Genomic DNA, 18,918 nt, shown 5'->3' on the forward strand with positions numbered 1-18,918 from the left:
CGACCGACCGGGGTGGACGCCGCGCCCGCCCCGGTCGGCGGTCAGCGGCTCGGCTCGGCGGGCCGGCCTGGAAGAACGGGAACCGAAGGCGACTTCATGATCGTCTCCAGTTCCGGTACGAACGGACGATCGAGCGGGGGACGGGCATGGCGAGGACGACGGGCGTGGTGCCCTGCTTGCTGGCGGCGGGTGCGGTCTGGCTGCTCGGCATGATGTCCGGCATCGAGACCCGGCCGACGCGGGCCTGCGTCACCGAGCTCTACGGATGGGACCCGGCGGAGTACCGGGAACCCGAGCACAGGGACATCCGGATCGAGGAGTCGTTCTTCCCGCCCTCGCACGTCTGCCGCTGGCCGGACGGCCGCTCCGTCGATCTGGTGCCCTGGTGGAACGCCCCGCTCCTGTTCGGCGCGCTGGGCGGCGCCGTCCTGCTGCCGGCGTACCCGCTGGCCCGGCGCGCGGTCGCCCGGCGGCGGGGTCGCAGCACGCCGTCGCGGGCCGTTCGCACCGAGAGGTAGACCGACAGGTCGACGGACGGCGGCGGCCGGACCGCCGGCACGGCCTGCCTCCGGGTGCGGCGGCCTCGTCCGGCGTCACCCGCCACACCGAAGCGAGGGGCCGTCAGGGGGCGGTCGGCGCCGCGAAGAGTGGCCGGATGGTCTCGGTGGCGAGCTTGCGCAGCCAGGTGTGGGCGCGGTCGTCGTCGTAGCGCTGGTGCCACAGCAGGTGCAGCGGGACCTCGGGCAGTGGGAGCGGCAGGGGCAGGGTGACCAGGCCGAGCCGTTTCCGGGCCGTGCGGGTGACCGCGTCGGGGAGGGTGACCACCAGGTCGCTGTCGAGGGCGAGTTGCAGCGCGAAGGCGGCGGTGGGTCCGGCGGCGACGACGTGGCGTTCGAGGCCGCGGTGGGCCAGGGCGTCGTCGATCGGGGAGTGCAGGCTCCCGCGTCGCGAGACCGTGAGGTGTTCGGCGGCGGCGTAGCGCTCGACGGTCAGCGGCTCCTCGGTGAGGGGGTGGCCCGGGCGGACGGCGACGGTCAGCCGGTCCGTGCCGATCAGGTGGTGGCGGATGTCGGGGAGGGTCGGAGTGCCGGAGCCGGATTCGAGGTCGACCTCGCCCCGGCGCAGCTCGGTGTCGTCCGTGCCGGGCTCGGCGGACAGGCGCAGCCGGACGCCGGGTGCCTGGCGGCGGACGGCGGTGATCAGTGCGCTGCCGCAGGCGGCGGTCAGGGTGTCGTGCCAGCGCACGGTGAACACCCGTTCCAGTGAGGCGAGTTCGATCTCCTGCTGGGCCGACAGCAGCTGCTGGGCCTGCTGCACGAGGGTGTGGACCTGGGCGCGCATGGCGAGCGCGCGGGTGGTGGGCACCATGCTGCGGCCGGTGCGGACCAGGATCTGGTCGCCGGTGGCCTTGCGGATCCGGCCGAGCGAGCGGCTCATCGCCGGGGCGGTGACGTGCAGGCGGGCCGCGGCGCCGGCGACGCTGCCTTCCTCCAGCAAGGCGTCCAGGGCGGTGAGGAGGTTCAGATCCAGTTGCATGACAGTCACTCTACAAGTGCACAGAATGCACTCGTTGTTAATGGCTGAGGGCCCTGCCTGCGAAGCGCGGGCGCCCATCACGGCACGGGCACCTGTGCCGGTGCCGTGATGAGCGGTGGTTCAGCGGTTCACCGCGCGCATCCCGTCCTCGTCGTAGCGCTCGCCCTCGACCGCGGGCAGCTCGGCCTCGATGCGGGCCAGGTCCTCGGCGGTCAGCTCGACGTCGACCGCACCGGCGTTCTGCTCCAGGTAGCTGCGGCGCTTGGTGCCCGGGATCGGCACGAGGTCCTCGCCGCGGGACAGCACCCAGGCGATCGCCAGTTGGGCCGGAGTGATGTCCTTCTCCGCGGCGATCTCCTTCACCTTCCCGGCGAGCCGGAGGTTGGCCGCCAGATTGGCCTCGGTGAAGCGCGGGTTGGTGCGGCGGAAGTCGTCCTTGTCGAGCTCGTCCGGGGAGCTGAAGCGGCCCGCGAGGAAGCCGCGGCCCAGCGGGGAGTACGGCACGAAGCCGATTCCGAGCTCCCGGCAGGTGGGGAGCACCTCGGCCTCCACGTCCCGGGTCCAGAGCGAGTACTCGGTCTGGACGGCGGTGACCGGGTGGACGGCGTGGGCGCGGCGGATGGTCTCCGCGCTCGCCTCGCTCAGCCCGATGTGGCGCACCTTGCCCTCGGCGACCAGTTCGGCGAGCGCGCCGACGGTCTCCTCGATGGGCACGGTCGGGTCGACCCGGTGCTGGTAGTACAGGTCGATGCGGTCGGTCCCGAGCCGCGCCAGCGAACCGTGGACGGAGCTGCGGACGTGCTCGGCCGAGCCGTCCTGGCGGCCCACGGTCGACATGTCGCCCGGAACGGCTTCGTCCATGCGGTAGTTGAACTTCGTGGCGATCACGTACTCGTCACGGTGCCCCCGGACGGCCTCGCCGACCAGGGACTCGTTGGTGAGCGGCCCGTAGACCTGCGCCGTGTCGAGAAAGGTGATGCCGAGGTCCAGGGCACGTCGGACGGTCGCGACGCCCTCGTCCTGGTCGGCGGTGCCGTAGAAGGCGGACATCCCCATGCAGCCGAGGCCGATGGCCGAAACCTGGAGATCCCGCAGAGTGCGCTGTCGCATGTGGCGACCCGGCCCTTCGTCTCGTTCTTGCCGTTGGTTCCTGGTGAGGCCCCGACGCCGGCACCGTTCCGGGGCCCGGTCCGGCGACCGCTCGGCCACGTCTCCTCGGAGAGGACCCTACGGTGCGCCCCGCTCCGGGGAACTGACCTGGCGTCGGTTCGGCGTGCCGCCCGGTGCGCGGTTAGCCTGGGTCCGTGGTTGCTGCCTACCAGGAAGAAGTGGCCATGAGCGTAGCGGAGTTCATCAGCGCACCCGCCCTCGTCCTGAGGTCCCTCGCCCGGGACCCCGACCGGCCGGCCGTCACCACCGCCGACGGCACCACCCTCACCGCCGGAGAGTTGGCCGCCACCGCCTACCGCCTCGGCCACGAACTCGTCGCCCGCGGCGTCACCCGGGGCGACACCGTCGCCCTGCTCACCGGCAACACCCCCGAAGCGCTCGCCGCCCGCTACGCCGCCGGGGTCGCGGGTGCCCGGGTGGTCAGCTTGTACGAGGGCATGAGCACCGCCGTCCTCGCCGGGATCGTCGCCAGTGTCGACACCGCCGTCCTCCTCGTCGACGCCGAACGGTACGCGGAAGCAGTGGAGTTGACCGCACTGACCGACGTGCCGACGGTGCTCGCCCTGGGCCCGGGCCCGGCCGCGGTCGGTGAGGACGCGATCGCCGCCGCCGCCCACCGTCCCTCCGAGCCCCCGGCCGTGCGGATCGGCCCGGAGGACCACCTGGGCATCCGCCACACCGGCGGCACCACCGGCATCCCCAAGGGCATCCTCAGCCTGCACGGCCCCTACCGCCGGGTGTTCGACATCCCCTTCGGCCCGGACGGGAAGGCGCCCCGCTTCCTCGCGGCCACCTCGCTCGCCCATCTGGCCGGAGTGCTCTCCGATCTGACGCTCCATCACGGTGGATCGGTCTTCCTCCAGCGCTCCTTCGACCCCGGCGAGGTGCTGGCCGCCGTCGAACGCGAGCGCATCACCGACCTGTGGGTCCTGCCGCCGCTGCTCCACCGGCTGCTTGACCACCCCTCGATCACCGGCACCGACCTCTCCAGCCTGCACCGCGTCAGCTACGGCGGCTGCGTGGCCTCCCCGACCCGGGTCCGCGAGGCCATCGAGGTGTTCGGGCCGATCCTGACCAGTGGCTACGGGATGTCGGAGGCGCAGAACATCGCCGTCCTCACCCCGCAGGACCACGACCGGACCGGGCCTGACGGACAGCTCTCCGTCGGCCGCCCGCTCCCGGGCGTCGAGGTGGTGATCCGCTCCGCCGACGGCGCCCCGCTGCCGGCCGGCGAGCAGGGCGAGATCCACGTCCGCTCGCACTCCCTCATGGCGGGGTACTGGAAGCGCCCGGAGCTGACCGCGGAGGTGCTGCGCGACGGCTGGCTGCGCACCGGGGACATCGGCCACCTCGACCAGGACGGCTACCTCTACCTGGCCGACCGGCGCACGGACCGGATCATCGTGGTCGGCGGCCACGTCTACCCGTCGGAGGTGGAGGAACTGCTGCTCACCCACCCGGACGTGGCCCAGTGCGCCGTCCTCGGCGTGCGCGACGCGCAGCAGACCGAGCACGTCCACGCCGTGGTGGTCCCCGCGCCCGGGCGGCACCCGGAACTGGAAGACGTCCGCGCCTTCGTCACCACCCGCAAGGGCCGGATCTACGCGCCGGACGCGCTGCACCTGGTGCCGGAGATCCCGCTCACCTCCGCCGGCAAGCCGGACAAGAAGCACCTGCGCGCGACCCTCGCGGGCTGACCCCGGGCCGGGGGCCGACCCCCGGTCGGCCGCCTCACAGGAGCGTGAGCACATCCTGGTGCGCCCCGTCGAGGACGAGGCCGTTGTCCCACCGGACCCGGACCGTCACCCGCTTCCCCCGCTCGCGGTGGGCGGTCCACTCCGGTTCCAGTTCGGCGATCTCCGCCTCCAGCCGCTCCCGGCTGCCCGCCGGCATGGTGTGCCCGTAGTCCTCGAACAGTGCCTTGAGCCGCTGGTACTCGCGGACCTCGTGGCTCTCCGGGAGCTCCCCGTCCACCCGCTCGACGGTGCCCTCGATGCCGGCGCCCAGTGCGAGGAACCCGACCGCGGCCCCGGGCTCCCCGGCGAAGGCCTCGCCGATCCCGAGGTCCTCCGCCAACCGGACCCGCCGGCCTTCCTCCAGGGTCATCCGTCCGCTGCCTCTCCGTCGATCCGTCGTGGTTCCGCCGTTGTTCCGCTGCCGCCGCCGACCCGGCGGGCCCGCGACCAGGCCATTATCCGCGCTGCCGACCCTGCCCCTGGCCGGGGCCCGCACCGGGCGGTACTGCGTACGGCCGGCCGTCACGCGAAATTCACAAACCGGCATCTACTCGCATAGACCGACGGTGGGTCATCCTGGTGCGGCATTCGCGGGCGAGTCCGAGGTCCACCACACCCTCACCTGGAGAAGCCGATGAAGCTCATGAAGCTGACGAGGCCCATGACGCCGATGAAGCCGATGAAGCCACGTACCGCAGCAACCGCAGCCACCGTCGTCGCCCTGGCCCTGGCCGGCCTCGCCGTCTCGGCGCCCACGGCCGGCGCCAGCGGCACCAAGCTGTCGCAGGCGACGGCGGCCGGCCAGTTCCGGAGCGCCGGCATCACCTGGAGCTCCAGCGGCGGCTGCACCACCCGCTCCAACTCCACCTGCACCTCGTTCGAGCAGATCAACTCGGGCACGGTGAGCACGATCATCACCCTCAAGCAGTCCAGCGGCTGCGCCATCAACATCACGGGCGGGACCGAGGTGGGCCACGCCTCCGGTACCTACAGCCACTACAACGGCTACAAGGTCGACATCTCCCGCAGCTCCTGCATCGACGGCTACATCCAGAACAGCTTCACCTACATCGGCCTGCGCGGCGACGGCTACCCGCAGTGGAAGGCAGCCTCCGGCAACCTGTACTGCAACGAGGGCAGCCACTGGGACATCCTGGTCTACTGACGCCGGTCCACCGGGGGGCCGGCCGCTCCGGCCGGCCCCCGTTGGCCCCGGCCGCGCTCACTCGCTCTCGCCGGCGCTCACTCGCCCTCGGTGAACGCCTCCCGCAGCCGGGCCTCCTCCTCCGCCGAGAGGTTCGTCTCCAGGAGCTCGGCGTGCCGGCCGGTGAACTCCGTCCTGACCCGGTCGACCACGGCGTCCGAGCTGAGCACGAACAGCGCCGAGGTGCCCGGGGTGACCTTCTCCCGCACCTGGCGCACGAAGTCGTCGTCGATGCCGACGTGCGCGAGGTGCCCGCCGAGCGCACCCCCGGCCGCGCCCAGCGCCGCGCCGAGCAGGGGCACGAAGAAGATCAGCCCGAGGATGAAGCCCCAGAAGGCGCCACCGACGGCGCCCATCCCGACGAGGTCGCCCAGATGACGGGTCCTGGGCTTCCTGGCACCGTCCGGCCAGCTGACCACGGCGCCGTCCTCGACCTTGATCAGTTCCTGCCGCTGGAGCTTCTGCAGGGTGTCGAGGGCTTCGTCCGCCCCGGTCGCGGTGGGGAAACGCCAGACCGTCAGGGTCGCCATCATGGTCTCCGATCGCAGGGGAATGCCCGAAGCCCCATCGTCGTCCCGGGCCCGGGCCGCCGCCACGCACGGCCGTCGGACGGGCGACCGGGGTGACCCCTGGCTGCTCGTGGGCCCCACCCCCGGACGGGCGAAGACGGATTGACGCCGCCACCGGGCGGCCACAGCGTGGCAGATGGCACTCCCTCCGCAGACCCGCCCGGCCCCGCCGGCTGTCCAGGTCCACCCGACCGCGCGGACGGAGCGACCGGCGGGCTGCGAAAGGAACCGGTGCGCGCGATGTCGGACGGACGGGCGGCCCAACGCGTCGCGAAGTTCATCAAGCCGCTGCGGGTGAAGCCGGGGTCGACGGTGGACCTCACGGAGGACTTCGATCCCCGGTACAAGGCGGGCATGAAGAAGAGTGAAGGCGTCGAGCTGCTGCGCACCGGGGTCTCGCTGCTGGCCGACCTCCAGGCGCGGCTGGCCGCCCAGGACACCTACGGCGTGCTGTTCTGCCTCCAGGCGATCGACGCCGGCGGCAAGGACGGGACGATCCGCCACGTCATGAGCGGGGTGAACCCGCAGGGTGTCCGGGTGAGCAGTTTCAAGGTGCCGTCCGCCGAGGAACTCGACCACGACTACCTGTGGCGGTACGCGCAGCGGCTCCCGTCGCGCGGCGAGATCGGCATCTTCAACCGCTCGCACTACGAGGAGGTGCTCGTGGTGCGGGTCCACCCGGAGAACCTCGACCGGCAGAAGCTGCCCGAGGAGGCGAAGGGCCCGGACGTCTGGCGCCGCCGCTACCGGGAGATCAACGACTGGGAGCGCTACCTCACCGACAACGGGATCAAGGTGGTGAAGGTCTTCCTGAACCTCTCCAAGGAGGAGCAGCGCCTGCGCTTCCTGAAGCGGATCGACCGACCGGAGAAGAACTGGAAGTTCTCCGCGGCCGACGTCCACGAGCGGGAGTACTGGGACGACTACCAGGAGGCGTTCTCCGAGATGCTGTCGGCCACCAGTACGCCGTGGGCGCCCTGGTACGTGGTGCCGGCCGACCGCAAGTGGTTCGCCCGGATCTGCGCGGCCGGGGTGCTCGCGCACACGCTGTTCGGGATCGACCCGCAGTACCCCACGCTCGACGGGAAGGCGCGCAAGGAACTCCTCGCCGCCCGGCGCGGGCTGGAGTCGGAGGCGCCCTGACCGGGGCGCCGGGTCGGTCCGACACGTGCCCGGACCGACGGACAGGTCCCCGGTCCGTCCGGCGCGTCCCCGGACCGGCCCGAGCGTCCCGACCGTCCCGAGCATTCCGACCGTCCTGAGCGTCCCGACCGTCCCGATCGTTGAGGAGTGAAGATGGCGGAGCAGCCCGGCGGGTCCGGACCGCAGGAGGCCTGGCACACCCTGACGCCGGAGCAGGTCGCCGCCCGGCTGGGCGTCGACCCGGCGGTCGGGCTCGGCGCCGCCCGGGCGGCCGAACTGCTGGCCGCCGACGGCCCGAACACCCTCCCCGAGGAGAAGCGGAAGCCGGACTGGCTGCGCTTCCTCGACCAGTACCGCAGCTACATGCAGATCATCCTGGTCGCCGCGGCGGTGGTCTCGATGGCCATCGGGGAGTGGACCACGGCGATCCTGCTGATCGTCCTGACCCTGCTCAACGCGCTGGTGGGCCTGCGCCAGGAGGGCAAGGCCGAGAGCGCGATGAACGCGCTGAAGTCGATGATGGAGGCGACGGCGCGGGTCCGGCGGGACGGCGCCGAGGCCGAGATCCCGGCCGAACAGCTGGTGGTCGGCGACATCGTGCTCCTCGCGGCGGGGGACGAGGTCCCGGCGGACGGGCGGATCGTCGTGGCCGGTTCGCTGCAGATCGACGAGTCCGCGCTGACGGGGGAGAGCGTCCCGGCCGCCAAGGACGTGGGCACCCTGACGGAGGCGGACCTGGGGCCGGGGGACCGGACCAACATGGCGTTCATGAACACCCCGGTCACCCACGGCAGCGGACTGCTCGTCGTCACCGCGACCGGCGCCGGGACGGAACTGGGCCGGATCTCCCGGATGCTGTCGGCGACCAGGAAGGAGCAGTCGCCGCTGACCCGCGAGCTCAACACCCTGACGCTGTGGATCGCGGCGGCCGCCGGCCTGACCATGGTGGTGATGTTCGCCCTCGGCCGCAGCCGCGACCAGGCGTGGGACACGCTGTTCGTCAGCGCGGTCTCGCTGGCGATCGCGGCCATCCCGGAGGCGCTGCCGACGGTCAGCCAGGTGATCCTCTCCGTCGGCAGCCTCAAGCTGGCCGAGCGCAACGCGATCGTCAAGGAGCTGCCGTCGGTCGAGACCCTCGGCTTCACCTCGGCCGTCAACTCCGACAAGACCGGCACGCTGACCATGAACCAGATGACGGTGGTGGAGGTGGTCAGTCCCACCGACCGCTACACCGTGTCCGGCACCGGCTACCGCCTGGAGGGGCGGATCCACCACGCCGCCGGATCCTCCCCGAGTATCGAGGACGCAGTGCTGCCCTACCTGGTCGCCAACGACGCCGAACTGGTCGACGGAGCGGTGGTCGGCGACCCGACCGAGGGCGCGCTGCTCGTCCTCGGCCACAAGGCGGGCCTGGACATCGCGGCCACCCGGGAGCGCTTCCCCCGGCTGGCGGTGCTGCCGTTCGACCCCGGCTACAAGCTGATGGCCAGCTTCAACGAGGCGAAGGACGCCGACGGCCGGCCGGTGGTGCGGTGCTTCGTCAAGGGCGCGGCCCCGGCGGTGACCGCCCGCGCCGCCACCGCGCTCGCGGACGGCGCGGGCATCCCGTGGGACGAGGAGCTCGCCGGCCGGGCCCGGGCGCAGAACGAGCGGATGGGCGCCGAGGGCCTGCGGGTGATGGCCGCCGCCTACCGCGATCTGGACCCGGCGGACTTCGACCCGGCGGGTGACCTGCTCGGGTACGTCACCGAGCTGCGGATGACCAGCCTGGTGGGCATGGTCGACCCGCCGCGCGAGGAGTCCAGGGCCGCGATCGCCGACGCGCAGGCCGCCCACATCCGGGTGCGGATGGTGACGGGGGACGACGTCACGACCGGCGCCGCCATCGCCCGCCAGCTCGGCATCGGCGGCGAGGCGGTGCTCGGCGCCGAGTTCGCGGCCTGGTCGGAGCAGGAGCGGCTGGACCGGATCGACGGCATCGGCGTGGTCGGCCGGGTCGCGCCCGAGCACAAGGTGCTGCTCGCGGCCACCCTCAAGCAGAAGGGCGACGTCGTCGCGATGACCGGCGACGGGGTGAACGACGCCCCGGCCATCAAGGCCGCCGACATCGGCATCGCGATGGGCAGCGGCACCGAGGTGGCGAAGAACGCGAGCCGGATGGTCCTCGCCGACGACAACTTCGCCACCATCGTCTACGCGGTGGAGGAGGGCCGGAAGCTCTACGACAACCTCACCAAGTACATCCGCTTCGTGCTGGTGCTGCTGGTGACCTTCGTGCTGACCTTCCTCGGCGCCGCCGTCCTGAACATCGCGGCCGGCGAGCCGTTCACCCCGCCGCAGGTGCTGTGGATCCACTTCGTCGTCAACGCCCCCTTTGGCTTCGCGCTCGGTTTCGACCGGGCGAGCCCGGGCCTGATGCGGCGCACCCCGCGCCCGCGCGGCGAGTCCGTACTGACCGGGCCCGTCCTGATCACCGTCGGACTCGCCGGACTCGCCGTCACCGCCGCCCTGCTCGGCCTGATCAAGCTCGGTGAGCGGCACTACGACAGCCTGCCGATCGGCAACTCGATGGCGTTCACCGCCTTCGCGCTCTGCCTGGTCGTGGCGGCCTACGAATGCCGCAGCGAGCGCGGCTCGGCGCTCGGCGTCAGCACCTTCGACAGCAAGCAGATGAACCGGGCCGCCCTCGGTGAACTCGTCCTGGCCGTCCTGGTCACCCAGATGGACGTCTTCCACCGCATCCTCGGCACCACCGACCTCGACGCCCGGCAGTTCGGCTGGGCCCTGCTCGCCGCCGTGACCCTCCTCGCCCTCTGGGAACTCGGAAAGCTCCTCGCCCGCGCCCTCTCCGGCCACCACCCGTCACCCGCCGGGTGACGCGCGGCTCCCCGGCCGGGGCGGGGGGCGTCAGCGGTCGGTGGGTTCGGTGTGCCAGGTCAGCTCGACCTCCAGCTCGATCTTGCCGTCCTCCAGCTCGACCTCGATCTCGGTGGAGAGCTCGTCGGGGATCCGCAGGGTCAGCCGTCCCGGTCCGAGTTCCAGCTCGGCCTGGCCGCCGCGTCTGAGCGCGGCCGCGAGGGCTTCCAGCTGAGCGGCGGCCTCGGTGCGCGACAGGGTGCGCTTCTGGGTGAACTCAAGATCCTTCACGGGTGCCTCCCGCTCCCAGGAGAATCAGCGGCATCCCCCCATTCTGGTTCCGTTTCCTCCGGTCGGCCCGCCGGGGCGGCGGGACGCCGACCGGGCAGCGGGGCGGGGACATGTCCACGGGCTGGGACGGGCGGCGAGTACTTTTCGTGTTCCGCCGGTCGCGCTCGGGAAAGCCGTACACATGCCTTCGGGTGCGGAGCTGCGGCGCTCGCGGGGGCGGTCCGGGCCCGGTGTCACGGTGCGCCGGAAGTCGAGGACCTGGTTCCGTTCCACGTCTTCCACGGCAATGTGAAGTATGCAATTGTACATGCCACACTTCACCGAACCGATGGTGTGCCGATCCCCGCGGCCTGCCCTTCGACGGTCCCCACCCACGCCCGGTCGTGACCCCACGACGCCCGGGTACAGCTCGGAGGCCCCCACTTGAGTCCCACCCGGATACCCGGCCTGCCGCAACTGGCAAGGCTGCTGACCCTCGTTCTGGCGCTGTGCACCGTGCTCGCCGTGTTCGCCCCCGGCAGCCACGCCGCCCCGACGGCCGCCCCCACGGCCCCGGCCGGCACCGGCACCCTGGCACCGCAGCCCGCCGCCGGAACCTCCCCGTACACCGGGGAGGCCGACCGGGGCACGCCCGTCCCGGCCAGGAACCGGGCACCGTTCAACGCCCCGCTGGACGCGGTGGCTTCCGCCCAGTCCCTGGGTCTGAACACCAGCACCATCGGCCGGGCCCCGTCCGCCGGGAGCGCCGCGAAGTCCCTCGGCAGTGCGGCTCCCTCGGCCGCCGCGGCCGCCGAAGCCGCCTGCAACGTCTCGGACTTCACCTCCCGCACCGGTGACGCCCTGGTCCAGCAGGTCAAGGCCGCCACCAGCGACTGCGTCAACCAGCTGTTCAACCTCACCGGGAACGACGCCTACTGGGCGTTCCGCGAGGCCCAGATGGTGAGCGTCGCCGACGCGCTGCGCTCCTCGGCCTCGGTCTACCCGGGCGACAACAGCACCTCGGTCGCGCAGTTGGTGCTCTTCCTGCGGGCCGGCTACTTCGTGCAGTGGTACCACGCGTCCGACGTCGGCACCTACGGCACCGCCCTGCAGAACTCGATCCGCGGGGCGCTCGACTCCTTCTTCAACAGCGCCCGTTCGCGCGACCTGACCGCCGCCAACGCCGCGATCCTCGGCGAGACGGTCACCCTGATCGACAGCGCCCAGGAGAACAGCCGCTACCTGCCGGTGATCAAGCGGCTCCTGACCGACTACAACCCCGCCACCCACAACGGCGTCAAGGGCATGGCCGGAGCGGTCAACAACGTCTTCAGCGTGCTGTTCCGCGGCCACCAGCTCGCGGGCTTCCCGGCCGCCGTCGCCGCCGACCCTTCGCTGCTCGACACCCTCTACAACTTCGCCGCCGTCAACGGCTCCCTCTACGGCACCGACTTCGGCTACCTGCCCTACAACGCGACCCGTGAACTCGGCCGCTTCGTCCAGTACACCGCGCTGCAGCCCAAGGTCCGCCCGCTGCTCAAGGGCCTGGCCCAGCAGAGCTCCCCGAGCGGACGGACGGCCTACCAGTGGGCCGCCGTCGCGGAGATGGCCACCGAGTACGACGCCGCGAACAGCGCCTACTACGGCACCACCGACGCGGCCGCGCGCCTGCGCACCGGCCTGCTGGCGACCAACTTCACCTGCTCGTCGAGCATCCGGATCATCGCCCAGCAGGCGACCTCCGACAACCTGAACGCCGCCTGCCGCAGCCTCACCTCCCAGGACGCCTACTTCCACACGGTGGCCAAGGACAACGGCGCGGTCGCGGACGACCGCAACACCACCATCGAGGTCGTCGTCTTCGACAGCCCCTTCGACTACCAGGTGTTCGCCGCCTCGATCTACGGCATCAACACCGACAACGGCGGGATGTACCTGGAGGGCAAGCCGAACGCGGCCGGCAACCAGCCGCGTTTCCTCGCCTACGAGGCGCCCTTCGCCAAGCCCGCGTTCGAGGTGTGGAACCTCAACCACGAGTACACCCACTACCTCGACGGCCGCTTCGACATGTACGGCGACTTCGACGCCGGCGTGACCACCCCGACCATCTGGTGGATCGAGGGCTTCGCCGAGTACGTCTCCTACTCCTACCGCAAGGTCAACTACGACGCGGCGATCTCCGCCGCTGGCCTGCACACCTACAAGCTCTCCACCCTCTTCGACACCACCTACGAGAACACCAACACCGAGCGCACCTACCGCTGGGGCTACCTCGCCGTGCGCTACATGCTGGAGCAGCACCGCAACGACGTCGACGCCGTGCTCGCCAAGTACCGCACCGGTGACTGGAACGGCGCCCGCGCCGTGCTCAAGACCACCATCGGCACCCGCTACGACGCCGACTTCGACACCTGGCTCACCGCCTGCGCCGCCGGCGCCTGCGCCAACACCACCCCGCCCGCCAACCGGCCCCCCACCGCGGCCTTCACCGCCTCGGTCAACGGCAGCAGCGTCAACCTGACCGACCTGTCCACCGACCCGGACGGCACCGTCGTCGGCCGGACCTGGAGCTTCGGCGACGGCACCGGCTCCACCGCCGCCAACCCCTACAAGACCTACCAGAGCCCCGGCACCTACACCGTCACCCTGACCGTCGTCGACGACAAGGGCGCCAAGGCCACCACCAGCCGCAGCCTGGTGATCACCGCCGCGAGCGAGTGCGCCAACCCGGACGTCCGCGTCCTCGACCGCAACTGCGCCCGCAGCAACGTCTCCGCGACCACCGGGAACTACGCCCACTTCTACCTCTACGTGCCGGCCGGCACGCAGAACATCACCGTCAGCACCAGCGGCGGCACCGGCAACGCCGACCTCTACTACGACTGGGGCAGCTGGGCGACCAAGAACAGCTACGTCACCCGCTCGGCCAAGGCCGGCAACACCGAGTCCCTGACCATCACCAACCCCCCGACCGGCTACGTCTACTTCAGTCTCCTCGCGGAGGAGGGCTTCAACGGAGTGACCGTCACCTCTCGCTACTGAGCCCCGGCCCCCTGACGCCGGCCCCCTGACGCCGGCCCCGTGACCCGGGCCACGCAGGTCCACCCTTTCCCCGGCAGGCGGCCGGGGAACGGGCCCCCGGGACACCACCGGCCGCCCGCCCCCTCCCCGGGGCCGGGCGGCCGGTGCCGTCCGCGCCCGGGCGCGGGCCGTCAGGCGCGGGCGGCGAGGATCGCGACCCGCACGTGTTCGGTGAACGTCTCCTGGCCGGCCGGCAGGCACCGCCGGACGTACTCGGCGAACGCGGGGCGGTCCGCGGGCGCGGGCGTGGGGCGGTAGCGTCGCGGGCACCGCCCGCCGGGCCCCGGCGGGTCCTGTCTCCGGAGGTTCCCTTGCCGCAGATCCTGGTCGACCACTCGGCCGAGCTCGACTTCGACCGTGCCGTCTTCGCAGAGGAGGTGCACCGGGCGATCACCGAGGTGATCGACACCACCGTGCCGGACTGCAAGACCGTCTTCCGCCCGGCCGCGCGGTACGTGGTCGGTGACGGGACGACGGGGGAGGCGGTGGTGCTGGTGGAGATCAAGATCCTGGCAGGCCGCAGCGTGGAGCAGCGCGCGGAGCTGACCGCCCGGGTGCTCGCCGTGCTGGAGTCCTGCGTCACCGTGCCGGCCGCGATCGGGGTCGAGGTCACCGAACTGGACCGTGCCACCTACCGCTTCGTCCACCACCGGTAGTGGGTCCGGCGCCCCGCCGGGCGGGGCGCCGTGCGAGGTCCGGTCAGCTCACGCAGGTGAGGATGACCTCCCAGTAGCCGGGGGCGATCACCTCGACCTCCGAGCTGCACTGGGCGTCGGTGTAGCCCGCGGCGTGCGCGGCGGCCCAGGCCCGGTTGGTGGCGGCGGACGGGTTGGGGCCGTAGGCCCTGAAGAGCTTGGTCGCGGTGACCGATGCCTCGGCGGCGGTGCCCGCGGCGCCGAGCAGGGCCACGGTGGCGAGGGTCACGGCGGCGATGCGGCGAGGAAGCGAACCCATGGCTGTTCTCCACTGTCCTGGATGGATGGTGCGGGAAACGGCACGTGCGCTGTCGTTGCAAGCAGGGACTGTAGCAATCGATGTGACGGTCCGACAGACGCCGGACGGTCGGGATCGATCGAGGGCGGAGGGCGTCCTCGCCCCGGGGTCCAGGAGCGCGTCGGCCGCCGGGTGTAATTCATTTCAGTTTATATTCTGGCGCGGCATCGAAGCCCGCCCGGCGGCCGCAAGCGGACTTCGTCGCCCCCGGCCGGCCCCGTGGAAGTCGGCCCTGACCTGCGCGCTCGACCTCGTCTTGCCCGGGGGTTTGCCAATCGCCGGTGTGCCGTTCTCTTGACGCGGGTGACGGGGGTTCATCACTCTTGGCCTCGGCCAGCTGGTGTGGCTGAGATGGAGAACCACATTCATCTCAGCTCATGCCTCCTCATGGCCTCGACCACTAGTCGTGGAAGGAGGTGTCCGTCATGAAGAAGATCGTCGTCCGCAAGGCCGGCCCGGTCCGCCTGACCAGCACGGCGCGTGCGCTGTACCTGCCGTGGGACTGCATGGTGCAGGTCTGATCCGACCCCGAGGGCAGGGGACGGCGGTGCCGGTCGGGCGCATCACGACCGGCACCGCTCCCTCCGACCGCTCAACCGGTCGAACCGCTCCACCCGTTCACACCGTTCACCCCGTTCCACCCCGTTCCACCCGTTCACCCGCTCCATCCGTCCGTTCCCTCCGCCCGCCCCACCTCCCGCAAGGAGGCCCCGTGCACTCCCCGGTGGACAGCAACTCCGACGCCCCGGGCCTCGACCTGGACCGACCGCTGCCCCTGCGCCGGCTCGTCTACCTGGAGGAGGCCGACGAAGTCACCATCGGCAGCCCGGAGACCGACACCTACGCCGTCTTCCCGGCCGACGGCGCGGAACTGGTCCGGATGCTGGCCGACGGCCTCACCCCGCGCGAGGCGGCCGAGCGCTACCGGACCGCGCACGGCGAGAGCGTGGACATCGCCGACCTGGTCGAAGTGCTCGCGGACCTCGACCTCCTCCGCCCCGCCGACGCGCCGACGGTCGAGACCGCGCCGGTGCGCTGGCAGCGCCTGGGCGGAATCGTGTTCGGCCGCCCGGCGCTGGTGGGTTACGCACTCGTGACGGCCCTCGCCGCGGTCGAGATGGTCCGGGTGCCCGCCCTGGTCCCGCGCACCGACAACCTGTTCTTCACCACGTCCTACACCCTCGTCGTCCTGCTCCTGTTCTTCGGCCAGGCGCCGCTGCTGGCGCTGCACGAGGCGTTCCACGCGCTGGCCGGGCGCCGGCTGGGACTGCGCTCACGGCTCTCGGTCGGGCACCGCCTGGTGTACCTGGTGCTGGAGACCTCGCTCGACGGCCTGGTGAGCGTGCCGCGCCGACAGCGCTACCTGCCCATCCTGGCGGGCATGCTGGCCGACGTGCTGGCGATCGCCGTCCTCACCCTGGTCGCCGACGCGACGCGCGGGGGCGCCGCCACCGTCGCCCGGCTCTGCCTCGCGATCGCCTACGCCACGGTGCTGCGGCTGGCCTGGCAGGGCTTCTTCTACCTGCGCACCGACCTCTATGTGCTGCTCAGCACCGCGCTCGGCTGCGTGAACCTGCACGCCGCCGCGGTCGACGTGCTCCGCAACACCGTGGGGCGGGTCACCGGGCGGCCGCCGGTGGACCTGGAGGTCCACCATCCCGTCGACCGGCGGGCCGCCCGCTGGTACTCCTGGCTGATGGTCGTGGGCTACGCGTTCACCCTGACGATGTTCGCCGGCGTCGTCGTACCGACGGCGTACCGGCTGCTGCACGACGTGTGGCTGCGGATGACCGGCCAGGGGTCGACGGCCGCCCGGCTGGACTCGATCGTCCTGCTGCTGCTGAGCCTCGCCCAGACCGCCGCCGTCGTGGTCCTCGCCGTCCGGGAGCGCCGCGCTGCCCGGCGCCCCGCCCCCGCCCGGTCGGCCTGACACGGACGGCCTCGCCCCGGACGGCCCGACACGGACCGCCTCACCCCGGGACGGCCTCGCCCCGGACGACCCGCCCCACCGTTCGCGTCACCACCCGCGACCACCTGCCCCACCTCCCCGTCACCGCACGAAAGGCAGCTGTGCCATGGCCGAACACCGCCACCACTGGGTCCGCGCCGCCGGGCGCCCCGCCCGCGCCGCCGCCCGCGCGACGCTCGACCTGCCGCCCGTGCTCGCCGTGGTGAACGCGGACCGCCGCCTGCGCGGGCCCTACACCGCCGTCGGGTCGATCCTGCGGGCGACCCTCCCCGACGCGCTCGCGCGCTGCCCCGAAGCCGTCGCCGGGCACGACATCGAGCTCCTCTCGACCACCCCCGAACTGCGGGACCTGGTGCCCGCCACCCGCGAGACACTCACCTCGCTCGCCGTGCCCAAGGAACGCACCCGCTTCTACTCCGCGCTGCGCACCCTGCGGATCGCCCACGGCCTGGTCGAGTTCCTGGAGGCGTACCTGCGCGCCCTCGGCACCGGCCCGCACACCCTGCTCGTCGAGGACGCGCACCGGGCCGATCCGACCGACGGCGAATTCCTCGCCGTCCTGCTGCGACGGATCGACCCGGCACTGCTGACCGTGGTCGTGACCACCGGCACCGAGCCGCTGGAGCGCCCGGACGGTCCGGGCCGCGAGACGCTGCCCGACGCGCTCGCCGCCCACTGCGCGGCGCACGACCAGGACGATCCGGTACTCGACCGGGCCGACCCGGGGCCCGCGACGCGCGGGCAGGCCGAACTCGGCCGCGCCCACATCGCCGCCGACGGCATCGGTGACGACGCCGACGTGCTCGCCGCCTACCTGGCACTCCCGGCCGACGAACGCGCCCGGCTGCACGACCTGCGGCGCGCCGAACTGGAGACGGCCGGCGAGTCCTCGCTGCGGCTGGGAGCGATCGCCTGGCACGCGGAGCACGGCAGCGACCCCGCCGGCATCGGGGCGGACGTCCTGCGCCACGCCCTCGACCACTGCATGGACCTCGGCTACTACCACGCCGTGGTGGACCTCGGCGAGCGCGGCCGCCGGCTGGTGACGCACGAGAGCAACCCGAACCACTGGTGGGCCTTCACCACCAAGATGACCACCTCCTACGCCGCGCTCGGCCTGGCGGAGCGGGCCCTGCCGCTGTACGACGAGGCCCGTGCGCTCAGCGCCTCGCCCGAGGTCCACATGCAGGCCGCGTACGCCACCGCGATGCTGCACACCCGGCACTTCGAGGCCGGGCGCCGCGACCACCAGCTGGCCCGAGCCTGGGTCAACCAGGCGATCGCCTTCGCCCGTTGGCACCCGGACCCGAAGGAGCGGGAGGCGCGGGTCGTGTTCAACCGCAACGGGCTCGCGCTGATCGAGGTCCACCAGGGGCGCCCGGCCGCGGCGCTGGAACTGCTGGACGCCTGCATCGCCCGGCTGGACGAGACCCTGGAACCCGACGAGCACGCGCTGCACCGCTCGGTGCTGCTCTACAACCGGGCCCAGGTGCACGCGGCACTCGGCCACCACACCGAGGCCGTCGCCGACTACACCGCGGTGATCGAGTGCGACCCCAACTACGCCGAGTACCACTTCGACCGGGGCATGCTCTGGCGCGACCTCGGTGAGCCGGAGCGGGCCCTGGCCGATTACGAGCACGCCATCCGGCTCTCCCCGCCGTTCCCCGAGGCCTACTTCAACCGGGCGGACGTGCTGGCCGAGCTGGGCGAGACCGAGGCCGCGGCGGCGGACTTCGGCTATGTGCTCCAGCTCGACCCGGAGTTCGACGAGGCCCGGATCAACCGGGCCGCTCTGCTGATCGAGACCGGCTCCCACGACCTCGCCCGGGCGGACATCGGCGCCGGGCTGGAGCGGAACCCGAAGAACGCCCGACTCCTCTGCCTGAAGGGGCAGTTGCTGGCCGCGGAGGAGGACCTCGCGGCGGCGGCCGGGGCCTACGCGGAGGCCGTCGACGTCGACCCCGGCTCCGCCGAGGCATGGGCGCTGCTCGGCGAACTCCGTTATCAGGAAGGTGACTTGGACGGCGCGGGCAGCCACCTGGCGCGCGCGGTCGAGCTGTCGGCGGAGCCTGGCATCCGGTTCAACCTGGCCGTGGTCCACCACGACGCCGGCCGGTACGGGGAGGCCGTCCGGCTGCTGGACGAGGTGGTCGAGGCGACCGAGGACGTCGACGCGCGCCTTCAGCGGGCCCGTTGTCTGCTCGGGCTGGACCGTCCCGAGGCGGCCAAGGCCGATCTGCTCGCCTGCCTGGAGGCCGATGCCGGGGCGGCGGAACAGGTGTACGGGCTGATGCCCGAGCTGGCCCGAGGCTGAACCAGCCCTCCCGACAGCACCGTTGGAGTACGCCGCACCAACCGCCCCGCCGCCCCGTCGCACGTCCGGCGGGG

At 72.2% G+C, this 18,918-nt stretch carries 15 protein-coding genes; 9 read left to right on the plus strand and 6 right to left on the minus strand.

Annotated features, from left to right (window positions below; translation table 11 throughout):
• The first annotated feature begins 146 nt into the window (after nucleotides 1-146).
• Nucleotides 147-518 (plus strand): hypothetical protein, encoded by a 372-nt coding sequence (locus IF01_RS0132495; protein ID WP_157855406.1) that lies wholly within the window; start codon nucleotides 147-149, stop codon nucleotides 516-518.
• 103 nt (nucleotides 519-621) lie between these two features.
• Here IF01_RS0132495 and IF01_RS0132500 read toward each other — a convergent pair whose 3' ends face one another.
• Together IF01_RS0132500 and IF01_RS0132505 are read right to left on the minus strand one after the other, a co-directional pair.
• Nucleotides 622-1,536, minus strand: a complete 915-nt coding sequence (locus IF01_RS0132500; RefSeq protein WP_030397187.1) for a LysR family transcriptional regulator — start codon at nucleotides 1,534-1,536, stop codon at nucleotides 622-624.
• Nucleotides 1,537-1,656: 120 nt separating this feature from the next.
• Complete coding sequence (locus IF01_RS0132505; RefSeq protein WP_030397188.1) at nucleotides 1,657-2,646, minus strand: aldo/keto reductase; 990 nt, start codon at nucleotides 2,644-2,646, stop codon at nucleotides 1,657-1,659.
• Between the two features lie 224 nt (nucleotides 2,647-2,870).
• Here IF01_RS0132505 and IF01_RS0132510 point away from each other — a divergent pair, with 224 nt between their 5' ends.
• Nucleotides 2,871-4,403 (plus strand): AMP-binding protein, encoded by a 1,533-nt coding sequence (locus tag IF01_RS0132510; RefSeq protein WP_030397189.1) that lies wholly within the window; start codon nucleotides 2,871-2,873, stop codon nucleotides 4,401-4,403.
• Nucleotides 4,404-4,437: 34 nt separating this feature from the next.
• Here IF01_RS0132510 and IF01_RS0132515 read toward each other — a convergent pair whose 3' ends face one another.
• Complete coding sequence (locus IF01_RS0132515; RefSeq protein WP_030397190.1) at nucleotides 4,438-4,812, minus strand: hypothetical protein; 375 nt, start codon at nucleotides 4,810-4,812, stop codon at nucleotides 4,438-4,440.
• Between the two features lie 309 nt (nucleotides 4,813-5,121).
• Here IF01_RS0132515 and IF01_RS0132520 point away from each other — a divergent pair, with 309 nt between their 5' ends.
• Nucleotides 5,122-5,607 (plus strand): hypothetical protein, encoded by a 486-nt coding sequence (locus IF01_RS0132520; protein WP_030397191.1) that lies wholly within the window; start codon nucleotides 5,122-5,124, stop codon nucleotides 5,605-5,607.
• A gap of 77 nt (nucleotides 5,608-5,684) precedes the next feature.
• On the opposite strand, the gene IF01_RS0132525 is transcribed toward IF01_RS0132520, so the two are convergent.
• Entirely contained in the window at nucleotides 5,685-6,179 is a 495-nt protein-coding gene (locus IF01_RS0132525; RefSeq protein WP_233290373.1) for a DUF1269 domain-containing protein, read from the minus strand.
• 276 nt (nucleotides 6,180-6,455) lie between these two features.
• Between IF01_RS0132525 and IF01_RS0132530 the strand changes: the two genes are divergently transcribed.
• Nucleotides 6,456-7,358 (plus strand): polyphosphate kinase 2 family protein, encoded by a 903-nt coding sequence (locus tag IF01_RS0132530; protein ID WP_030397193.1) that lies wholly within the window; start codon nucleotides 6,456-6,458, stop codon nucleotides 7,356-7,358.
• A 153-nt stretch (nucleotides 7,359-7,511) separates the two neighbouring features.
• On the plus strand, nucleotides 7,512-10,235 hold the full coding sequence (locus IF01_RS0132535) for a cation-translocating P-type ATPase (protein WP_030397194.1): 2,724 nt from the start codon (nucleotides 7,512-7,514) through the stop codon (nucleotides 10,233-10,235).
• Between the two features lie 30 nt (nucleotides 10,236-10,265).
• On the opposite strand, the gene IF01_RS0132540 is transcribed toward IF01_RS0132535, so the two are convergent.
• A complete protein-coding gene (locus IF01_RS0132540) occupies nucleotides 10,266-10,505 on the minus strand; it encodes an amphi-Trp domain-containing protein (RefSeq protein WP_037782009.1) in 240 nt (79 codons plus the stop codon).
• A 423-nt stretch (nucleotides 10,506-10,928) separates the two neighbouring features.
• Here IF01_RS0132540 and IF01_RS0132545 point away from each other — a divergent pair, with 423 nt between their 5' ends.
• Entirely contained in the window at nucleotides 10,929-13,526 is a 2,598-nt protein-coding gene (locus tag IF01_RS0132545; RefSeq protein ID WP_244215697.1) for a collagenase, read from the plus strand.
• Nucleotides 13,527-13,876: 350 nt separating this feature from the next.
• Entirely contained in the window at nucleotides 13,877-14,221 is a 345-nt protein-coding gene (locus tag IF01_RS42660; protein ID WP_037782013.1) for a 5-carboxymethyl-2-hydroxymuconate Delta-isomerase, read from the plus strand.
• Nucleotides 14,222-14,264: 43 nt separating this feature from the next.
• Here IF01_RS42660 and IF01_RS0132560 read toward each other — a convergent pair whose 3' ends face one another.
• Nucleotides 14,265-14,519 carry a hypothetical protein gene (locus tag IF01_RS0132560; protein WP_030397199.1) on the minus strand — a complete coding sequence of 85 codons (255 nt, stop codon included), beginning with the start codon at nucleotides 14,517-14,519 and terminating at the stop codon, nucleotides 14,265-14,267.
• Between the two features lie 751 nt (nucleotides 14,520-15,270).
• Between IF01_RS0132560 and IF01_RS0132570 the strand changes: the two genes are divergently transcribed.
• Nucleotides 15,271-16,488, plus strand: coding sequence for a hypothetical protein (locus IF01_RS0132570; protein WP_208624379.1), 1,218 nt, complete (start codon nucleotides 15,271-15,273; stop codon nucleotides 16,486-16,488).
• 145 nt (nucleotides 16,489-16,633) lie between these two features.
• Nucleotides 16,634-18,844, plus strand: a complete 2,211-nt coding sequence (locus IF01_RS0132575) for a tetratricopeptide repeat protein (protein WP_063764353.1) — start codon at nucleotides 16,634-16,636, stop codon at nucleotides 18,842-18,844.
• Nucleotides 18,845-18,918: the final 74 nt, after the last annotated feature.

The organism is Kitasatospora purpeofusca, assembly GCF_000718025.1.
Lineage (GTDB): Bacteria > Actinomycetota > Actinomycetes > Streptomycetales > Streptomycetaceae > Kitasatospora > Kitasatospora purpeofusca.